The sequence below is a fragment of the Rhizobium sp. NZLR11 genome, from assembly GCF_019685115.1.
In the GTDB taxonomy this organism is placed as follows: Bacteria; Pseudomonadota; Alphaproteobacteria; order Rhizobiales; family Rhizobiaceae; genus Rhizobium.
Map to the genome: position 1 here is coordinate 625,748 of NZ_JABDWD010000001.1, position 14,726 is coordinate 640,473.

General features: G+C 57.7%; 29 protein-coding genes. 18 read left to right on the forward strand and 11 right to left on the reverse strand.

Translation table 11 applies throughout. The features are described 5' to 3' along the window. Window positions 1–25: 25 nt before the first annotated feature. From HJB83_RS03030 to HJB83_RS03070, 9 genes are all read right to left on the reverse strand, one after another. Window positions 26–223, reverse strand: a complete 198-nt coding sequence (locus HJB83_RS03030) for a hypothetical protein (RefSeq protein WP_221159390.1) — start codon at window positions 221–223, stop codon at window positions 26–28. Continuing rightward, complete coding sequence (locus tag HJB83_RS03035) at window positions 220–858, reverse strand: hypothetical protein (RefSeq protein ID WP_221159391.1); 639 nt, start codon at window positions 856–858, stop codon at window positions 220–222. The genes HJB83_RS03030 and HJB83_RS03035 overlap by 4 nt, the downstream gene beginning before the upstream one ends. Window positions 859–888: 30 nt before the next feature. Then, a complete protein-coding gene (locus tag HJB83_RS03040) occupies window positions 889–1,296 on the reverse strand; it encodes a hypothetical protein (protein WP_259671251.1) in 408 nt (135 codons plus the stop codon). Window positions 1,297–1,618: 322 nt separating this feature from the next. Then, window positions 1,619–1,948, reverse strand: coding sequence for a hypothetical protein (locus HJB83_RS03045; protein ID WP_221159392.1), 330 nt, complete (start codon window positions 1,946–1,948; stop codon window positions 1,619–1,621). Beyond that, window positions 1,941–2,099 carry a hypothetical protein gene (locus tag HJB83_RS03050; protein ID WP_221159393.1) on the reverse strand — a complete coding sequence of 53 codons (159 nt, stop codon included), beginning with the start codon at window positions 2,097–2,099 and terminating at the stop codon, window positions 1,941–1,943. Before HJB83_RS03050 ends, HJB83_RS03045 begins: the two co-directional genes overlap by 8 nt. Beyond that, the gene (locus HJB83_RS03055) at window positions 2,096–2,242 is read right to left on the reverse strand and encodes a hypothetical protein (protein ID WP_221159394.1); all 147 of its coding nucleotides are present in this window, start codon (window positions 2,240–2,242) and stop codon (window positions 2,096–2,098) included. The genes HJB83_RS03050 and HJB83_RS03055 overlap by 4 nt, the downstream gene beginning before the upstream one ends. A gap of 306 nt (window positions 2,243–2,548) precedes the next feature. After that, window positions 2,549–2,716, reverse strand: a complete 168-nt coding sequence (locus tag HJB83_RS03060; protein ID WP_221159395.1) for a hypothetical protein — start codon at window positions 2,714–2,716, stop codon at window positions 2,549–2,551. Then, the gene (locus tag HJB83_RS03065; protein ID WP_221159396.1) at window positions 2,713–3,216 is read right to left on the reverse strand and encodes a GIY-YIG nuclease family protein; all 504 of its coding nucleotides are present in this window, start codon (window positions 3,214–3,216) and stop codon (window positions 2,713–2,715) included. The genes HJB83_RS03060 and HJB83_RS03065 overlap by 4 nt, the downstream gene beginning before the upstream one ends. Continuing rightward, window positions 3,213–3,497 (reverse strand): helix-turn-helix transcriptional regulator, encoded by a 285-nt coding sequence (locus HJB83_RS03070; protein ID WP_259671252.1) that lies wholly within the window; start codon window positions 3,495–3,497, stop codon window positions 3,213–3,215. The genes HJB83_RS03065 and HJB83_RS03070 overlap by 4 nt, the downstream gene beginning before the upstream one ends. 51 nt (window positions 3,498–3,548) lie before the next feature. Here HJB83_RS03070 and HJB83_RS03075 point away from each other — a divergent pair, with 51 nt between their 5' ends. Continuing rightward, a complete protein-coding gene (locus HJB83_RS03075; protein WP_221159397.1) occupies window positions 3,549–3,872 on the forward strand; it encodes a helix-turn-helix transcriptional regulator in 324 nt (107 codons plus the stop codon). Here HJB83_RS03075 and HJB83_RS03080 read toward each other — a convergent pair whose 3' ends face one another. Next, window positions 3,873–4,082 carry a hypothetical protein gene (locus tag HJB83_RS03080; protein ID WP_221159398.1) on the reverse strand — a complete coding sequence of 70 codons (210 nt, stop codon included), beginning with the start codon at window positions 4,080–4,082 and terminating at the stop codon, window positions 3,873–3,875. It abuts the gene before it with no gap. A 768-nt stretch (window positions 4,083–4,850) separates the two neighbouring features. Between HJB83_RS03080 and HJB83_RS03085 the strand changes: the two genes are divergently transcribed. The 15 genes from HJB83_RS03085 to HJB83_RS03155 all read left to right on the forward strand — a co-directional run bounded on the left by HJB83_RS03085 (window position 4,851) and on the right by HJB83_RS03155 (window position 11,732). Continuing rightward, window positions 4,851–5,057, forward strand: coding sequence for a hypothetical protein (locus HJB83_RS03085; protein WP_221159399.1), 207 nt, complete (start codon window positions 4,851–4,853; stop codon window positions 5,055–5,057). Window positions 5,058–5,183: 126 nt separating this feature from the next. Beyond that, window positions 5,184–5,471: a hypothetical protein gene (locus tag HJB83_RS03090; protein WP_221159400.1), complete on the forward strand. Its 288-nt coding sequence runs from the start codon at window positions 5,184–5,186 to the stop codon at window positions 5,469–5,471. A 40-nt stretch (window positions 5,472–5,511) separates the two neighbouring features. After that, the gene (locus HJB83_RS03095) at window positions 5,512–5,748 is read left to right on the forward strand and encodes a hypothetical protein (protein WP_221159401.1); all 237 of its coding nucleotides are present in this window, start codon (window positions 5,512–5,514) and stop codon (window positions 5,746–5,748) included. 5 nt (window positions 5,749–5,753) lie between these two features. Beyond that, entirely contained in the window at window positions 5,754–5,954 is a 201-nt protein-coding gene (locus tag HJB83_RS03100) for a hypothetical protein (RefSeq protein ID WP_221159402.1), read from the forward strand. Then, window positions 5,951–6,166 (forward strand): hypothetical protein, encoded by a 216-nt coding sequence (locus HJB83_RS03105; protein ID WP_221159403.1) that lies wholly within the window; start codon window positions 5,951–5,953, stop codon window positions 6,164–6,166. The genes HJB83_RS03100 and HJB83_RS03105 overlap by 4 nt, the downstream gene beginning before the upstream one ends. A 244-nt stretch (window positions 6,167–6,410) precedes the next feature. Continuing rightward, window positions 6,411–6,629, forward strand: a complete 219-nt coding sequence (locus HJB83_RS03110) for a hypothetical protein (RefSeq protein ID WP_221159404.1) — start codon at window positions 6,411–6,413, stop codon at window positions 6,627–6,629. Further along, on the forward strand, window positions 6,616–6,828 hold the full coding sequence (locus HJB83_RS03115) for a hypothetical protein (protein ID WP_221159405.1): 213 nt from the start codon (window positions 6,616–6,618) through the stop codon (window positions 6,826–6,828). Before HJB83_RS03110 ends, HJB83_RS03115 begins: the two co-directional genes overlap by 14 nt. A 1-nt stretch (window position 6,829) precedes the next feature. Continuing rightward, window positions 6,830–7,591, forward strand: a complete 762-nt coding sequence (locus HJB83_RS03120; protein ID WP_221159406.1) for a hypothetical protein — start codon at window positions 6,830–6,832, stop codon at window positions 7,589–7,591. After that, complete coding sequence (locus tag HJB83_RS03125) at window positions 7,591–8,328, forward strand: Rad52/Rad22 family DNA repair protein (RefSeq protein WP_221159407.1); 738 nt, start codon at window positions 7,591–7,593, stop codon at window positions 8,326–8,328. Before HJB83_RS03120 ends, HJB83_RS03125 begins: the two co-directional genes overlap by 1 nt. Before the next feature lie 2 nt (window positions 8,329–8,330). After that, entirely contained in the window at window positions 8,331–8,747 is a 417-nt protein-coding gene (locus HJB83_RS03130; protein WP_221159408.1) for a hypothetical protein, read from the forward strand. Then, window positions 8,744–8,959: a hypothetical protein gene (locus tag HJB83_RS03135; protein ID WP_221159409.1), complete on the forward strand. Its 216-nt coding sequence runs from the start codon at window positions 8,744–8,746 to the stop codon at window positions 8,957–8,959. The genes HJB83_RS03130 and HJB83_RS03135 overlap by 4 nt, the downstream gene beginning before the upstream one ends. Continuing rightward, window positions 8,946–9,356: a hypothetical protein gene (locus HJB83_RS03140; protein WP_221159410.1), complete on the forward strand. Its 411-nt coding sequence runs from the start codon at window positions 8,946–8,948 to the stop codon at window positions 9,354–9,356. Before HJB83_RS03135 ends, HJB83_RS03140 begins: the two co-directional genes overlap by 14 nt. A gap of 196 nt (window positions 9,357–9,552) precedes the next feature. Further along, entirely contained in the window at window positions 9,553–10,092 is a 540-nt protein-coding gene (locus HJB83_RS03145) for a hypothetical protein (protein ID WP_221159411.1), read from the forward strand. After that, window positions 10,089–10,523: a GIY-YIG nuclease family protein gene (locus tag HJB83_RS03150; RefSeq protein WP_221159412.1), complete on the forward strand. Its 435-nt coding sequence runs from the start codon at window positions 10,089–10,091 to the stop codon at window positions 10,521–10,523. The genes HJB83_RS03145 and HJB83_RS03150 overlap by 4 nt, the downstream gene beginning before the upstream one ends. A 168-nt stretch (window positions 10,524–10,691) precedes the next feature. After that, the gene (locus HJB83_RS03155) at window positions 10,692–11,732 is read left to right on the forward strand and encodes a tyrosine-type recombinase/integrase (RefSeq protein ID WP_221159413.1); all 1,041 of its coding nucleotides are present in this window, start codon (window positions 10,692–10,694) and stop codon (window positions 11,730–11,732) included. Window positions 11,733–11,843: 111 nt separating this feature from the next. On the opposite strand, the gene HJB83_RS03160 is transcribed toward HJB83_RS03155, so the two are convergent. Beyond that, window positions 11,844–12,194 (reverse strand): hypothetical protein, encoded by a 351-nt coding sequence (locus tag HJB83_RS03160; RefSeq protein WP_221131289.1) that lies wholly within the window; start codon window positions 12,192–12,194, stop codon window positions 11,844–11,846. Between the two features lie 52 nt (window positions 12,195–12,246). Here HJB83_RS03160 and HJB83_RS03165 point away from each other — a divergent pair. After that, a protein-coding gene (locus HJB83_RS03165) for an IS3 family transposase (RefSeq protein WP_207582029.1) occupies window positions 12,247–13,436 on the forward strand; the annotation gives its coding sequence in 2 pieces (ribosomal slippage) (window positions 12,247–12,499 and window positions 12,499–13,436; 1,191 coding nt in all). A gap of 335 nt (window positions 13,437–13,771) precedes the next feature. After that, the gene (locus HJB83_RS03170; RefSeq protein ID WP_221159414.1) at window positions 13,772–14,581 is read left to right on the forward strand and encodes an alpha/beta fold hydrolase; all 810 of its coding nucleotides are present in this window, start codon (window positions 13,772–13,774) and stop codon (window positions 14,579–14,581) included. Window positions 14,582–14,726 lie beyond the last annotated feature (145 nt).

A 14,726-nucleotide genomic window follows, 5' to 3' on the forward strand; every position in this document is an offset into this window, starting at 1 on the left:
GCGTATTAGAAAACTTCCGGCCAGGTCATATCAACCCCCTCGCCGTCGCGGCCTTGACATAAGCCCCCTTGATCTCTTCGAGCTTGGCGACGTCGTCGAGCTTCGTTTCGATCTCGTGGTCAGGACGGGGCTTGCGAGACGTGCTCCCGTGATCGTCCAGCCAGGTCATGGCGCTGGCGATGCGTCTGTCGAGCCACTGCAGCATCTCCTGGGGATCGGTCATTCTGCCGCCTCCAGATGTTCTTGCCTGCCGGCTGTCGCAGCAATGGAGATGAGCAGGTCGCGAAATCCATCCGGCGTCGAATTACGGATGCGCGTCTTATCCTTGCCGCCAACCATGGCCATCATGCCGATGCGGCGCGCTTTTTCGTATCCGTGTCGCTCCAATGCGATCGGGTGAAGCTTCTGCTTTCCGCGGCCCCACAGGAGGGATGGCAATTCGCAGCCAACCGCATAGAGCCATGTGCGTTTATTGGCGAAATGACCGTAATAACCTTGGTCTACACAGCAGGTCCAACCGCCAAAGCCGTCAGCCTGCATCCAGCCGCCGCCAGTAGGCGGGCGCGTCAACCCAAAGTATGGCCAGGCGACAGAATCCTTTGGATGCTCCAGCACACCTCCGAAATTGCGCACCGCTGTCAAAGCGGCGGCAAAGCATCCGTGGTCAGCTCCAAGGCGGAACTGGTGAGGCTTCCTGGTAGAGCCGTGCCAAAATCTTCCCCAGCGCTGGCAGGGCGGATGAGCGACAACCGGATACGGGCCATCATACTTTCTGGCGTCCCGAGCTTCATCCCACGGGTCGACGTTGGGCAAATCCCAATATGATCCGTCTTTCTCTACGTAGAGGGCCGCGATCATTGCTCGTCCTCACCCATGATCCATTCAGCCCTATCGGCCCACTTGCGCGACCGATCTCGCCAGCGCTTCGCGATGCGCAGCCGCCTCAAAAGCGGCAATTTTTTCATCCAACGTAGCCAGACGGGCGGTAATTTCTCTTTGTTCACGTTTGCTCTCCTCGACTAGAGCCGCCCTTAGGGCGTCCATTTCCTCGCTATCGATCCGACGCGCCGTTCCTTCCCAAATGGAACGGACCCGCCGGAGTGTGAACTCCTTGCTGACCCGCCGGCTAATGAAGCGATGAGCTTCGAAGAACGAAGCCTCGACCTTCCCGTAGCGCCGCGCTGGGAAAGCATCCCTCATCAGATTTTGGGCTAAACAGACGTCACTCATGCCCTTCTTCCTGTCTTGATTGCCCTTGTCGTTGTTCGACAGGCGCTTGTTGCCGTTCGTCGCCAACTTGTCTCTCCTTTGGTGCATCTTTGCTCTTGTTGAAGGAGCATTCAGATGAACCAAGGCACTTTGTTCATGAACGACGAGGCAGAATGCTTGCAGGCGTTTCCGCCTCGTCGTGCTCAGGCACCCGCCGCCGGGAACCAAGTAATTTCAGTATTCAGCGCACGCCGCCGCCCGTCTTGCGCTGAAGATGCCAGCTCGCCCGATTGGGAAGTTCCGCCTACTATCGGCGAGCTGGCTGTTCGATTGGTCGCTTCGTTTCGGAAGCCGACTTGTGTGCTTAGGACGCAGACGGCCGAGGGGGCGTAACCGTCTGCGTCCTGCCTCATGAAGCGGGAGGGGCTTCTGAGGGATCTTGTTCAGGGGGCTTTGGAAGGTCTTTCCACTGAGACAGCCTGACAAGCGCGTTGTAGAGGCCAAATGTCTCTTCACCGGTCTTGAAGCTGATTTCGATCCAATGCTTACCGTCCACGCTGTTGTTGGTCATGAAGCCGGGTCGGTTGAAAAGATCGGAAGCGATGCGCTGGCGCTCGGCAAGGATGGCTTTGGCGATCAGCTTCGCGACTTCGAATTCATCCCATCCGTCAGGGATGATCGGAAGCTCGCTGACGCAGACACAGGCTGCCTTCATGATGTCGTCTGGGATCTCACCCATTTGCCCGCTCCCCGAAAGCGCGACGGTCGTCAGATGGCTTTGGAATGATGATGTATTCGTTCTCGTCGGCGAACGGCGCGTTCATAGCCTCGCGGTAGAGCGCGTAGCAGCCGAGGAGATAGGCCGGGAGGAAGATGAGGAGAGCTGTCATTGACGTTCATCCTTGTCGAAGTCGAGGGTATCGAGCTGGGGTTCACGGTCGTACTGACGAGCCCAGGATACGAACGTCTCGACGGCTATGAGGAACAGGCCGCCGACCAGAAGGGCGAGGAGGAGAGAGCCGAGAAAGGTCATGCGTCCCTCCTGCACAACGCCACTGCTGAGAGGACGGTGCTAGCGAATGATACGCCCACACAGAATGCGACAACGTCAGACGGCTCCAGCCAGTAGAGCGAGAATTGGAATGCAAGCAATCCAATCTGAACGCCCATGGATTTGATATTTTCCCATGTCATGCTGTTCATTCCCCTCTCCTCGGCCGCGCTACCTGCTGTCTGTTGGTTCCCGCCTCTACGGCTTTGCGGGGTTGTTCGTCTTTGGGATGCTTTGGAAAATGATGGTTGAAGGATTCGAGCCAGTCGGGTTCGGTGGGGAGCGCGGTCATGGCTTGATCTCCGTGAGCTTGTAGAGGCCCTGCGAGGTTGACATGAACCCGAGCTTGATACGGTTGGCGTCCCTGGTGTCGTACAAGCCGCAAACCACAAAGGCGGCTATGATCATGCCGACAAATGCGCCGATGGAGAAAAAAGATGCTTCGATCGCGCTCACGCTGCGGCCCTCCCGCCTTCGGTAGTGTGGGGTGTGGTGGTCTCGGGAAGGAGCAATTCTTCCAATGAAATCACCCAATTCGTTGCCGCGCTGATTGATTTCAGTTGGCGCGTTGTGGTGTTCTGACCGGCCATGATGCGGTACAGATGCGCACGGCTAATGCCGACCTTTACGCAGAAGTCCGAGACGCTCATGCCGACCGAGGCGAGATAGCGGGTGATCGGGTGATTAATGCTGGGAACTTCAACAGGCTTTTCGAGCGAGATCGCGTTCTCCCGGATGAAGGAATTTACCTCGGCAGTGAATTTGAACCATTCGCCGCGGACCTTCAGTTCTGTGAAGCGCTGATGCAGCGCCCTCTCCTCAGCCTTGCCGCCTTCGGTGACGCCGATCAGCGTGCAAACAGTTGGGCAGCCGATCGACAGATTGTGGAAGCGACGGCGCGGGTCGTTCGAATAGCCGATCTTCACCAGCCCTTGGGTTTCGATGAAGTAGATCATGCCGCGTCACCGGTTCCTGCGACAGCAGCCTCAAGCCCCTTGAACATCTTCGGGGCGAGCTGCCGCCGGTCGATGCCGGTCACCTTCTCGATCTCCAAAACTCTCCGCACAGGAAGCTGCCCGCGTTCCCATCTGGATACGGTTGATTTGTCCACGGCAGGCCGGAACAGCTTGCCGAAGTCTTCCAGCGACATTTTGCCGTTATTGGCGCGGTATTTGGTGATCGGTGATTTTGCCATGTCCGATAGTTGCATATCTTGCAACTCGATACAAGGGGGCATCTTGCATTTTCCGCTAACGCCCCAAAATTCCGAATTGAATATAGTTGCGACATGAACAACGTCACCGAAATTCATGCCGGGAAAGAGAACAAGCGCATCCACTATATCGTGGAATGGGCCGAGAAGCGTCAGCTCAGCCAGGCGGATATCGTTCGCGAGATCGGTGCCGATAAGAGTCTCGTATCGAGGTGGTTCAGCGGCACGAACCCCGGCAAGGAATGGCGGCCGAAGCTTGAGGCGCTTTTTGGTGCTGATGAAGGCGGCCTATACCGCCACCCCGACGACGACTGGCTGGCGAGGTTCTTCCGCGACAAGACGGCCGAGGAGCGGCGCAAAGCTGTCGAGCTGTTGGAAATGTTTTTCAGGACTGGCTGATCAGGTCAGCTTTTTGCGGACGACCGCGAATAGAAACGGGATCTGGCCCTGTGCTTCGAAGCGAACGCGGACTTCCTCGATGTCCGAAATCTCGCGGCGAACTGCCCCCTCCAAAATGGCGATTGCCTCTTTGACAGAATGCGCCGGCCTTTGAGGTCTCGCCAGCAAAGAAGTTGATGAAACGCCCGCCAAAAAATCCCGCCTGAGCATCTTTTTCTTTCCTTTAGTTGGATTTCAGCTTCAAACGTACCGTATCGCACATTCGTTTTAGCGTCCTCCATGCTTGGATTCGCGGATTTTTTGATTGATGGCTCACCAAAGCTTAAGGCTTTTGCACTGCGTCATGGCCTCTTTTGTGACAGGTGTATGACGCGATTTTGCACGCTGGTCAGATCTTTTTAGCTTCAAAGCTTTATAGAGATTTATCTTTTAGGTAGGTCATGACCGATGGTGAGCCCCGAACTCCGAACATAGGAGGACTAAGCCCCGCTAATGAAAAGCGAGGTTAGCCCCTATGCCGGTAGTGATCTTGACCGCCGGAGCCGCCCGTCACCCCTTCCGATCTGCTCGACACCAGCGACAGACCTTGACCGCACTTTTTCGTCGCTCCTGGTAGAGCCACGGCGCACCCCCTTCGGTCGTTCGGAGTGGGGGTTGTAATTCTGCGCACCCAACGGTATACATTTACCACACTCACGTGGCGAGGCCCGCCGCCGACTTCACTTAACCAGACCTCTGAAGCCCAGCCCTGATCCGGCTGGGTTTTCGCGTTTATACGCCTGTCTCCCCCTTACGTGCAACAGCCGAGTTGCAAGATCTTCAACTTTTCTTTGACCGAGGGGTTGAAGTCAGTTGCAAGATATGCAACATTAAGCCGGTAAGCAGATCACGACTGACTAGCCAAACCGGCTCAGAGAAACGGGATCTGCCTTAACGAAACGGCGAACGAAGAAGCCCCGCCGGCAGAGGAGCAAGGAAATGGCAACGCTGGTTGAAAAGTACAAAGGCGAAAAGATCGAACGCGACGAAGACGGCTTCTTCTGGCGGAAGGACGGATATTTCGAAAGCGCCGCTCGTTGCCGGGTGAGCATCGACGACTGGATCGCCGAGGAAACGGAGTTCTATCGGGACATCGATACGCCCGCTGACACCGACTGCCTCACCCAACCTTACTGGGAGCGCTGAACGCCTTCGGCATCGCCTCCCCGTCGAGGCGATTTCAAAAGCAGTTCACCGCTTCACACAAGCACAACGAGGGACGAGACGATGACGAAGGAAACACGAGTTTGGTCCGATGGCGATTGGATCTGCATGTTCGTCAACGACGGCAGCACGCAGGCAACGATCAGCCTCACCAGAGACGAGGCTTTCGATCTGGCGCAGCGCCTTATGCCGCGAGCCGAGTTCACCACCGACACCGACGAAGAACTTCGCTTGGCGGCACGCATGATCCGCATATGGCTTCCTGAAGCCTATCCGGCCAACGAACGCGGGCAGGTTCATTTCGTCCGCGCCGTCATGGAGTCGGTCGCCAGCACCATTGAGAGCGTGGTTGACGGCAAGTCCAAGGAAGACGGCGGCGGCCCGATAGCAGCCTGATCAACCCACCCACCACCCACGGCCTGAAGAGGACGAGACGATGGCAATCGAAACACGCTTCAACGTCCAGAACGTATCGCACGGCACGGCGCTTTACCTCGATATCCGCTGCGAGTGGACGACCGATGCGGAAGCAGCCTTTGCCTACGATTGCGAGGACGAGGCCAACGAGGACGCCGACAAGCACGGCGGCGAGGTCTTCAGGTTCCAGCGCTGGGCACCCGGCCACAACGAGCGCGCCCGCCTTGAGGCGCATTTCCAGTTGGCGGCGGAGTAACGGCAATGACCGATCGGATCTCACACCGTGGCTACTGGATCAGCTTCAATCCCAAGCCCATCCCGGCCTCATGCGGCGTCGATTGGGACTGGTGGCACGACGACTACGACGGCGCCCCTGACGGCAACGACAACCGCTGCGGATCATCCGCCTCTCTGGAAGAGGCAAAGGCCGCGATCGACGAACAGATTGAGGATGCAGCATGACCACCAGAGAACGCGATCAATTCCTTCTCGATGCATACGAGGAAAAGCTGGCCATCGCCAGATCCACCCTCATCAAGGCCCAGCGGGAAACAGCCTACTGGGGGCGGGCAATCGCAGATCTCAAGAGCGAGACGGCTCCTGACTATCGCGGCGAGGTTCCTGCGCTTGCATCCGCTCTCGTGAGAGGCGCTGACATGGGGGAACGGGTATGAGCGGGCACACGCCGGGGCCGTGGAAATCGTCCTACAACAGACTTACGAAAACTCATTCGTTTGTTGGGGATGGCATGTGGTTCGCGAAGGTTTCGTGGACCGTTACCAGCGTCAGAAATGAAGCTGATGCCCGACTGATCGCCGCCGCTCCTGATCTTCTTGCTGCTCTTAAGCACTCACTTATTGAGCCTAGCGGGTGGGTCGAAGAAGCTCGGGCGGCCATCGCCAAGGCTGAGGGCCGGTCATGACAGACCTCTCCACCCGCATAGCCGATCACAAGCGCAGCGAAGCCGTAGCCTTGACCGAGCACACCCGACTGATCGGAGCCCTCAACAAGGCGGTCACTCTCATCCTCGCCGTGGCAGTCTTCGGATTGCTGACACTCGCGTCCATGGGGGCTTGGAACGAACAGCTCAGAACTCAGGCCCTCGTAAATCAAGAGAACGTTCATGTCTCCCGCTGAATATGGCGCCCTTGCTCTGACGGCCAAGAAAGACGCCCGCGACTACCGGCGCGAAGCTCGCATGTCCAATCCTGAGCGCCGGAAGATGCTTTTGAAATGGGCAGGAAGCCGAGACGAAGATGCCGCCTTTTACGCAAGCCGAGCCCTCATCAACGAAGATTACCAGCGCCGTCACGCGCCGAAGCAGGAGGCCGCATAAGATGGCAAGTCTAGCAGAAAATCCGCGCGCCGTCATCGGAAACAATGCGCCACCAGTCGAGTTGACCGCCTTCGAAGCCGTCAAGATCAACATCACCGATCTGTATGACGAGGCCCGTCTGTGGCTCGACGGCGAACCGGTCAAGACGCAGGAACAGGCCGACGCGCTGAACACGCTGAAGGCACGAATCAAGGATTCGATCAAGGCGGCCGAAACGCAGCGTGTACTCGAAAGCACGCCTCACAAGCAGAAGATTGACGAGATCCAGGCTCGCTACAATGAGCTGATCGGCAACAACAAGTCTGTCACCGGCATTGCTCTCAAAGCCGAGGAAGCCTGCAACGCCGCTCTGAAGCCGTATCTGGTCGAACTGGATCGGCAGCAGCAGGAAGCCGCTCGGATAGCCCGAGAGGAGGCCGCACGCAAGCAGGAGGAAGCTCTTGCCGCCATGCGCGCCAGAGACGCCGCCAATCTCCAAAGCCGTGAGGAAGCCGAGCGCCTGGTGCTGGAGGCCAAGCAGGCCGAGGCCGCTGCTACCGCCGCTGAGAAGGTCCGCGCTCACGCCAAGGGCGACGGGCGGGCAACCGGACTCCGGACTGTGCATCGCGCCGTCATGGTTGATCGTCAGCTTGCAGCGAAATGGGTTTGGCTCGATCGCAACGAAGAGCTGATGACGTGGATCCAAGACCAGGCCGACAAGGCAGTCCGTAGCGGCGTCCGCTCGATCGCCGGTTTTGAAGTAATCGAGGAAAGGGTGATCTGATGCCTACAACCGAAGAACTGAAGCAGTTGTTTGCCGAGTTCCCGCGTGACGCCATAAGCTGGCGTGCGCAGTCGATGACGAAGGACGGCGCCAAAGCTATGGCGCTCGCCTACATCGACGCCCGTGACGTTATGGACCGGCTTGACGACGTTTGCGGCTCCGAGAACTGGCAGGACCGTTACGAGTTCCATGGCACCCGCACGATTTGCTATCTCTCCATCCGGATCGACGGCGAATGGGTGACGAAGGCTGACGGCGCTGGCGACAGCGATGTTGAGGCCGAGAAGGGCGCTATTTCCGATGCTCTGAAGCGCGCCGCCGTCAAGTGGGGTATCGGCCGATACCTCTACAGCATCGTATCGCCGTGGGTTCCCTGCGAGACATACGAGTCCAACGGCAAGAAGCACTGGAAGGGCTGGACGGTCGATCCGTGGTCGCTCGTCCGCAGCCCGCGCCCTGCCCCTCAGAAGCAGCCAGCCGCTCCTGTTCCTCCGAGCCCCGCGATGGAAAGCCTATGGAGCGAGATGGAAGCCATCTCTTCCGGTCGCGGCCTTGAACTGTTCTGGAAGGACAACGCCAGAACCATTCTCGTCTTCGACGACGGCAACAAGAAGCGCTTCATCGACAAGAAGGATGAGCTGAAGGCGAAGTTTGCACCGCCGCCAGCTGAAGGGGATTCGTTTCCCGGCTCCGTATCCGATCGCGAGGCCATGCAGTCCTCTATGGCGGCGGGCTGACGATGGCGAAGACCGAAGCACCCCCGATTTATTTGCTACGCTCGGGCGATAAGCTGATCGGAGAGATGCAGCTCGATCGGGACCGGATAGCCGAGTTCCCGGCCGGCGAACGCATCAAGGTGACGCTCAGCACCGGCAGGAGCCCGAAGCGGCTGCGGTTCTGGTGGTCGTTCCTGCATGAGGTCGTGAAGGCGACGGAAGCCGCCCCAACCGCGGAAGCTCTTCACGAGACGGTGAAGCTTTGCACCGGCTACACGTCGCCCGTCAGCATCAAGGGCATGACAGTGATGGTGCCTCGCAGCATATCGTTCGCCAGCATGACCGAAGAGGAGTTTTCGACGTTCCTCGATCATGGGCTGCGCTTCATCGCAACGAATTACGGGATCGCTCCCGAGCAAGTGTTTGGAGATGCAGCATGACCAGCTTCGACCGCCTCATCCGCCGCGTATTCCGCGAATACCAGTCCTGGAAGACCAGACGCAAGATATATCAGGCCCTCCCCGAAATGAGATCCTTCGACATGGCAGAGGAGGAAGCCTCCCGCCGCCATTCCCGGGTGAATGAAATCAGGAAGGCGAGGCAGGCGTTTATGACGCAGGCGCTGAGGGGGAATGCCAATGGCTCGACGTGAATTCACCAACGAGGTCTATAACGGCATCGTCAAGCGCGCCTTCGACATGAGGCTCGGCTTCGTCTGCGAAGGCTGCGGTCTCGTCCTCGGCAAGAAACCTTGGCATGTCGATCATACGATACCGGACGGCCTGCAGATCGACAAGAGCGCCAAGCTCACGGTAGACGACGGCAAGCTCCTCGGGGTCGAATGCTGCCACACTCCGAAGACAGCCATCGATGTCAAGCGCATCGCCAAGGCCAAGCGCGTCGAGAAGAATTATCTCGGGATCAAGAAACCGTCCTGCGGCTTCAATAAGCGTTTCCGGCGCAAATTCGACGGTACCGTGATCGATACGAGGACCGGCGAAGCTGTGTCCAAATCCGGCGAATGTCCAGACATGGAGAATAAGGCATGAAGGATAATCGGGAGCAGAACCTTAACCCTCATGCCGAGGCCCGCTTGGCAATGGCGCTGTGGGCAGACGAATACGCAGCCCAGCGCGGCGGGTCCATCGACTTCTGGGATAGTCTGTCACCACGCCAGCGAGGCATGTGCACTCGTCTGGTGGATGATGTCCTGAGGGCTCTGGAAAACGGTGGAAGGGCAAGATCATGACCACACCCACCGACGCCCACGAACGAGCCCTCTCCGCAGCATGGAGAGAATGCAGCGCCTGGGATGGCAATATCACTCCGGCTGTCCTGAGGAAGGCGATAGGGGCTTATCTTAGGGAGATTGGATCTGACAGGCAGGGGATCTACATCGCCAGCAAGACAAAGCACGCTGAGAGATGGCGTATCCTGCGTCACCTCGGTGAACCGATCATATCGACATGGATCGATGAGGCCGGTGCCGGCGAAAGCAGCGACTTGGCGGATCTGTGGCGGCGGTGCATCGCGGAGGCCTCGGCGGCGCAGGTGCTTATCCTATACCGCGAGCCAGAGGACGTTCTGAAGGGCGGCTGGGTCGAGCTTGGCGCTGCGCTGGCGTCGGGTGTGCCAGTATTTGCTGTGGGCATCGAGGAATTCACCGTCAGCTATGACACGAGAATTCGTCATTTCCCTGACATGGGCACTGCGCTTGCGGCTGCCCGCCAGCAGCGCGCCGCCCTCGCCTCACCCGTCACCACGGAACGGGAGGGCGGGACATGACGCGTTCAGCAATCGTCAAATCCGTAGAGATCGCCACCATGGAGGCGGAACACCGCGCCAAGAAGTTCGGCACGGTATATTTTGTCACCAACCCAGATCAAGAAACCGTGAAAATCGGCTTTACCAAACACCTCGGCCGCAGGATGGAAGTTCTGCAGACCGGCAATCATGTTCATCTGCTGGCCTATTCCGGCTTCAGATCGACGCCGCAGGCCGAGCGGATATTGCACCGGTTGCTTCGGAAGCACCGAATCCGCAACGAGTGGTTCACCCATGCTGACGAAGTCGATGAACTTATCGAATGCTTCGAAGATTTCATCGACGAGACAGATGATTTCGAACGACCCCTGACAGCAGAAGATATCGAGTTCGTTCTGAACGATTGGGCAAATTCCTATGGAAGGGGCGCTAGCCGTGGCAAAGTTGCCTGAGTGGGCGCAGAAGATCGCCCCTGTGGATATGGATGGAGCCGCTATGCTACTCGGCGTCTCCCGTCGCTACCTCGTTGACGTTCTCAAGCTGCACAAGCACTATGAGCGGCGCGGCGCGCGGAAAGTCTTCTACCCCGAGCATATAGCTCTTCTGAGAGAATCCCTGTCATGTCCGACCTCGAACTCAAAGAACGCGACGGCATCTGGTATGCCTATGGCAGTATCGGAGGAAAGCGCATACGCCGAAGCCTTGGCACTCGCGACAAGAAAACCGCCAGTGAACTCCTCGCGCACCTCCAGGCAAAGGCGTGGAAACGTCATACCTATGGCGAGGAAGCCGTAAGGCTCTTCGAAGAGGCCGCGACCAGCTACATGAAGCAGGGCGGCGAGGCGCGTTATCTTGCGCCCATCATCAAATATTTCAAGGGTCGCGCGATCGGCACGATAAAGCCGGCCGAGATCCGCAACATGGCTCTATCGATCTATCCGAGGCATTCAGCTGCGACAAGGAACCGCCAGGCTGTGATCCCGGCCCGCGCCGTCGTCAACCACGCGCACGACCTAGGTTGGTGCGGCCCGCTGAAAGTGAAGATGTTCGATGTCCCGAAATCAAACAAGCATAAGCCGGTGGATCGCGTTTGGCTCGATGCATTTCTGGCGCAGGCCGACAAGGACGGCTTACCGCATCTTGCGGCTTGCGTTCTGTTTATGCACCAGACAGCCGCGCGCGTTTCTGAGGCTATTAACCTTCTGGGCGAGCATGTCGATCTTGGAGAGCGCATTGCGGTTCTGGCAAAGACGAAGACGGAAGAATGGTCAGTCCGCCACCTGACAAGCGAACTCGTCGCCAGGATCGTAGGACTTGGGCTGCAGGAGGGGGAGAGGGTATTCAGCTATACCGAAAGGGCTTCGGTCAATCGCCGTATGGCGAAGGTCTGTGAGCGCGCCGGGATAACGAGGCGATCGACGCACTCGGCCGGCCGTCATTCGTTCGGGACAAATGCCATGTCAGTCGAGGGAGCTGACATCAAGGCTGCGATGGATGCGGGTGGCTGGAAATCGGCCAAGCTGTTCTTGGAAACCTATGTCCACAGCAAGGATGCCGGCAGGGCGCTGGCAGAGAAATTTGATCGTCAAAGTGGGAAAATTGGCAATATTCTGGCACAGCCCGAAAAGCGCAAGGGCTATCGCTTTGGAAAGAAAGGCTAAATTATGGATCGTCTGCTTACCTTGGTAAGGGTGAGGTCGGTGGTTCAATCCCACTCGGCAGCACCAGTTTTTCGGTAAGAACATGACCTCCCTTTGCGCCCCTCGGCAAAGCTAGTAACAGCTGGGAAGCAGCACGCTTTTGTTTGCGCAGTCGGGAATCTCGGTTACCTCGAGATAGTAAGGTATAAACGGCGAAAACTGCCACAGTTCAATCAGTTCTCTGGTGACTGTCACTTCGTCCTTAATTGGCGCGTGAAGCCACGAAAAAGTTCCATCGAATATACCTTCGACATCCCACCGATCAAAAGCCTTAGACCAAACATAGGCAGCAACATCTATCGCCGTGCCTTCATCCTGGGGTGTCAGGGTAGCCCGCAAATATTCCCGCTGGAGTCTTGGGACGGTTTCAATGGAGAGACGCGTCAGGAGAGCGTCTTCAGCAGACACCTCTTGACCTGCCACTGCGAATTTCTTCCAGAATTGATTAGAGTCCGGCCTTACGAAGGACGGACGAATGAAGAAGCAGAGATTTACAGAAGAGCAGATCATCGGTGTGCTGCGTGAGCAGGAGGCTGGCGCAAAGGCGGCTGACCTCTGCCGCAGACACGGAATTTCAGAAGCGACGTTTTATAATTGGAAGGCCAAATACGGCGGCATGGAGGTGTCCGAGGCGAAGCGGCTGAAGGCGCTTGAGGACGAGAACGCCAGGCTGAAGAAGCTACTGGCCGAACAGATGCTTGATGCAGCCGCGCTCCGCGAGCTTCTTGCAAAAAAATGGTAGGGCCTGCCGCCAAGCGTGAAGGCGTCATGCATCTGAAGGCCGTCATGGGTCTTTCGGAGCGGCGGGCCTGCCAGATCATATCCGCCGACCGTAAGTCGGTGCGTTATCGGTCAAGTCGACCGCCGGAGGTAGAATTGCGGGCGAAGCTGCGCGACCTCGCCAATGAGCGGCGGCGTTTCGGCTATCGGCGACTGTTCGTCCTGCTTCGGCGGGACGGAGAACCGTCCGGGGTCAATCGCATCTACCGGCTCTACCGCGAGGAAGGACTTTCCGTTCGCAAGCGCAAAGCCAGGCGGCGTGCTGTCGGCACGCGTGCACCGATCCTGGTCGAAGCGAAGGCCAATGCCCGCTGGTCGCTGGACTTCGTGCATGACCAGTTTGCTTGCGGCAGACGCTTTCGCATCCTCAATGTCGTCGATGATGTGACGCGCGAATGCCTGGCGGCGATCCCGGACACCTCGATCTCCGGTCGTCGCGTCGCTCGCGAACTGACGACCCTCATCGAACGGCGCGGCAAACCGGGAATGATCGTCTCCGACAACGGCACGGAATTCACCTCGAATGCCATCCTTGCCTGGTCGAAGGATCACAAGGTCGAGTGGCACTACATCGCGCCGGGAAAGCCAATGCAAAACGGTTATGTCGAGAGCTTCAACGGCCGGATGCGCGACGAGCTGCTCAACGAAAGCCTGTTCTTCGGCCTCGATCATGCCCGCAGTGCCATCGCTGAATGGGCCGACGATTACAATCATTTCCGGCCACACTCATCGCTCGGATACCAGACCCCGGCAAGCTATGCCGAAACCATCGCCGCAACCGGCTCCAACGCTGCGCAAGATGAAAGCTTCGCGTTTCCGCCGGTTGCTCACACCGCGCCACTTGGCGTATTCAAAACCCCCGAGGCTCTAATCGCAGCTGGATGAAAGTTCAGTGGCAGGTCACCTTCCTTTGTCGCGTACATTGCAGGCACCACCGCCCTGGTTGGCTTCTACGAAAAGCTCGGAGCGAGCGCGCTCGCGACCTCACCTCTGGCAAGCGATGCCGCGATGGGGTTTCTTGTTCACTCGCTGAACCTTGTCTCGGTAGTAATTCTTCTATCAGCAGGCCCGAAAATTGCACGCTCGACCCCGCCGGCGATCGCGGCTGGACTGGTCGGTATCGCGCTTCGCATCACTCTCGGGTGCTTTGTCTAAAAGGATCAAATGCGTAGCTGTAGTTTCCGGCTCAAAGCCGGAACAATTGGGAGTGGAGGATACGAATGGCAAAAAACGAAGTGTTGAAAACATCGGATAATGTTCGGTTAGTCTATGACGATCAAGGCTCCGGACCGCCAGTCGTTCTTGTTCATGGCTACAGTACGGACGCCAACTACTGGTATTTCCAGACTGATTTTCTGGTGGCCAGCGGCTACCGCGTCATTGCGCTGGATCAGCGCATGCATGGCCGTTCGGACAAACCGGCATTCGGGCAGAGGATGTCAAGGCTGGGGATGGACCTTCGTGAGCTGATCGACTCCTTGCGGCTCACTGACATTGCCCTTGTCGGCCATTCGTTGGGTGCGAACGTCTGCCTATCCATGTTTAGTCTTTTCGGTACCAAGGATGTGTCGAAATTTGTAGCGATCGACCAATCGCCTCGGCTCGTAAACGACAACAGTTGGAACTGGGGTATCAGAAACGTTCACTGGGAAAGCGTCTGGGACCAGGCCAATTTCATACGCCCATTCGGAGAGGGAAGGGATCCCGCTCGGCCTGCTCCTGTGCGAGAGATCTTCGGCGACGGAGAAGGGGATTCTTTCGACGGCTTTGATCACTCGTCCGCCACCCAATTGCTGCTTAATCATCTTGTCAGCGACTGGCGAGACGTCTTGCCTCTCGTAACCATCCCCGTATGGGTCGTGACTGGACGTAAAACCCCGTATTACCTTTATGAAGGAATGGAGTGGATGGCGACGCAATTTTCGCAGGCGTCATTAACGTGCTTTGAACAGAGTGGGCACGATCCGGTCTGGTTTGAACCGGAAGCCTTCAACCGTGACCTTTTACTTTTCATGCAGAAATCTCAATAGTGTGGCCGGTAATGCGCACGTGCAGGTCATCGGCACATGCGAATTGATAACTTTGACCAAACTGAACTTCATGTTCGAGATAAGTAGGCTAGATCAGCACATTAAGCAGCGTAGTCCCGCTTGACCTCACCGGTGCGGATGTCAA

Excerpts from the sequence above, each read along its gene's own strand:
- HJB83_RS03030 (WP_221159390.1), bottom strand. The coding sequence starts at position 223 with ATGACCGATCCCCAGGAGATGCTGCAGTGGCTCGACAGACGCATCGCC.
- HJB83_RS03035 (WP_221159391.1), bottom strand. The coding sequence starts at position 858 with ATGATCGCGGCCCTCTACGTAGAGAAAGACGGATCATATTGGGATTTG.
- HJB83_RS03045 (WP_221159392.1), bottom strand. The coding sequence starts at position 1,948 with ATGGGTGAGATCCCAGACGACATCATGAAGGCAGCCTGTGTCTGCGTC.
- HJB83_RS03050 (WP_221159393.1), bottom strand. The coding sequence starts at position 2,099 with ATGACAGCTCTCCTCATCTTCCTCCCGGCCTATCTCCTCGGCTGCTAC.
- HJB83_RS03055 (WP_221159394.1), bottom strand. The coding sequence starts at position 2,242 with ATGACCTTTCTCGGCTCTCTCCTCCTCGCCCTTCTGGTCGGCGGCCTG.
- HJB83_RS03065 (WP_221159396.1), bottom strand. The coding sequence starts at position 3,216 with ATGATCTACTTCATCGAAACCCAAGGGCTGGTGAAGATCGGCTATTCG.
- HJB83_RS03070 (WP_259671252.1), bottom strand. The coding sequence starts at position 3,497 with ATGCCCCCTTGTATCGAGTTGCAAGATATGCAACTATCGGACATGGCA.
- HJB83_RS03075 (WP_221159397.1), top strand. The coding sequence starts at position 3,549 with ATGAACAACGTCACCGAAATTCATGCCGGGAAAGAGAACAAGCGCATC.
- HJB83_RS03080 (WP_221159398.1), bottom strand. The coding sequence starts at position 4,082 with ATGCTCAGGCGGGATTTTTTGGCGGGCGTTTCATCAACTTCTTTGCTG.
- HJB83_RS03085 (WP_221159399.1), top strand. The coding sequence starts at position 4,851 with ATGGCAACGCTGGTTGAAAAGTACAAAGGCGAAAAGATCGAACGCGAC.
- HJB83_RS03090 (WP_221159400.1), top strand. The coding sequence starts at position 5,184 with ATGTTCGTCAACGACGGCAGCACGCAGGCAACGATCAGCCTCACCAGA.
- HJB83_RS03095 (WP_221159401.1), top strand. The coding sequence starts at position 5,512 with ATGGCAATCGAAACACGCTTCAACGTCCAGAACGTATCGCACGGCACG.
- HJB83_RS03100 (WP_221159402.1), top strand. The coding sequence starts at position 5,754 with ATGACCGATCGGATCTCACACCGTGGCTACTGGATCAGCTTCAATCCC.
- HJB83_RS03105 (WP_221159403.1), top strand. The coding sequence starts at position 5,951 with ATGACCACCAGAGAACGCGATCAATTCCTTCTCGATGCATACGAGGAA.
- HJB83_RS03110 (WP_221159404.1), top strand. The coding sequence starts at position 6,411 with ATGACAGACCTCTCCACCCGCATAGCCGATCACAAGCGCAGCGAAGCC.
- HJB83_RS03115 (WP_221159405.1), top strand. The coding sequence starts at position 6,616 with ATGTCTCCCGCTGAATATGGCGCCCTTGCTCTGACGGCCAAGAAAGAC.
- HJB83_RS03120 (WP_221159406.1), top strand. The coding sequence starts at position 6,830 with ATGGCAAGTCTAGCAGAAAATCCGCGCGCCGTCATCGGAAACAATGCG.
- HJB83_RS03125 (WP_221159407.1), top strand. The coding sequence starts at position 7,591 with ATGCCTACAACCGAAGAACTGAAGCAGTTGTTTGCCGAGTTCCCGCGT.
- HJB83_RS03130 (WP_221159408.1), top strand. The coding sequence starts at position 8,331 with ATGGCGAAGACCGAAGCACCCCCGATTTATTTGCTACGCTCGGGCGAT.
- HJB83_RS03135 (WP_221159409.1), top strand. The coding sequence starts at position 8,744 with ATGACCAGCTTCGACCGCCTCATCCGCCGCGTATTCCGCGAATACCAG.
- HJB83_RS03140 (WP_221159410.1), top strand. The coding sequence starts at position 8,946 with ATGGCTCGACGTGAATTCACCAACGAGGTCTATAACGGCATCGTCAAG.
- HJB83_RS03145 (WP_221159411.1), top strand. The coding sequence starts at position 9,553 with ATGACCACACCCACCGACGCCCACGAACGAGCCCTCTCCGCAGCATGG.
- HJB83_RS03150 (WP_221159412.1), top strand. The coding sequence starts at position 10,089 with ATGACGCGTTCAGCAATCGTCAAATCCGTAGAGATCGCCACCATGGAG.
- HJB83_RS03155 (WP_221159413.1), top strand. The coding sequence starts at position 10,692 with ATGTCCGACCTCGAACTCAAAGAACGCGACGGCATCTGGTATGCCTAT.
- HJB83_RS03170 (WP_221159414.1), top strand. The coding sequence starts at position 13,772 with ATGGCAAAAAACGAAGTGTTGAAAACATCGGATAATGTTCGGTTAGTC.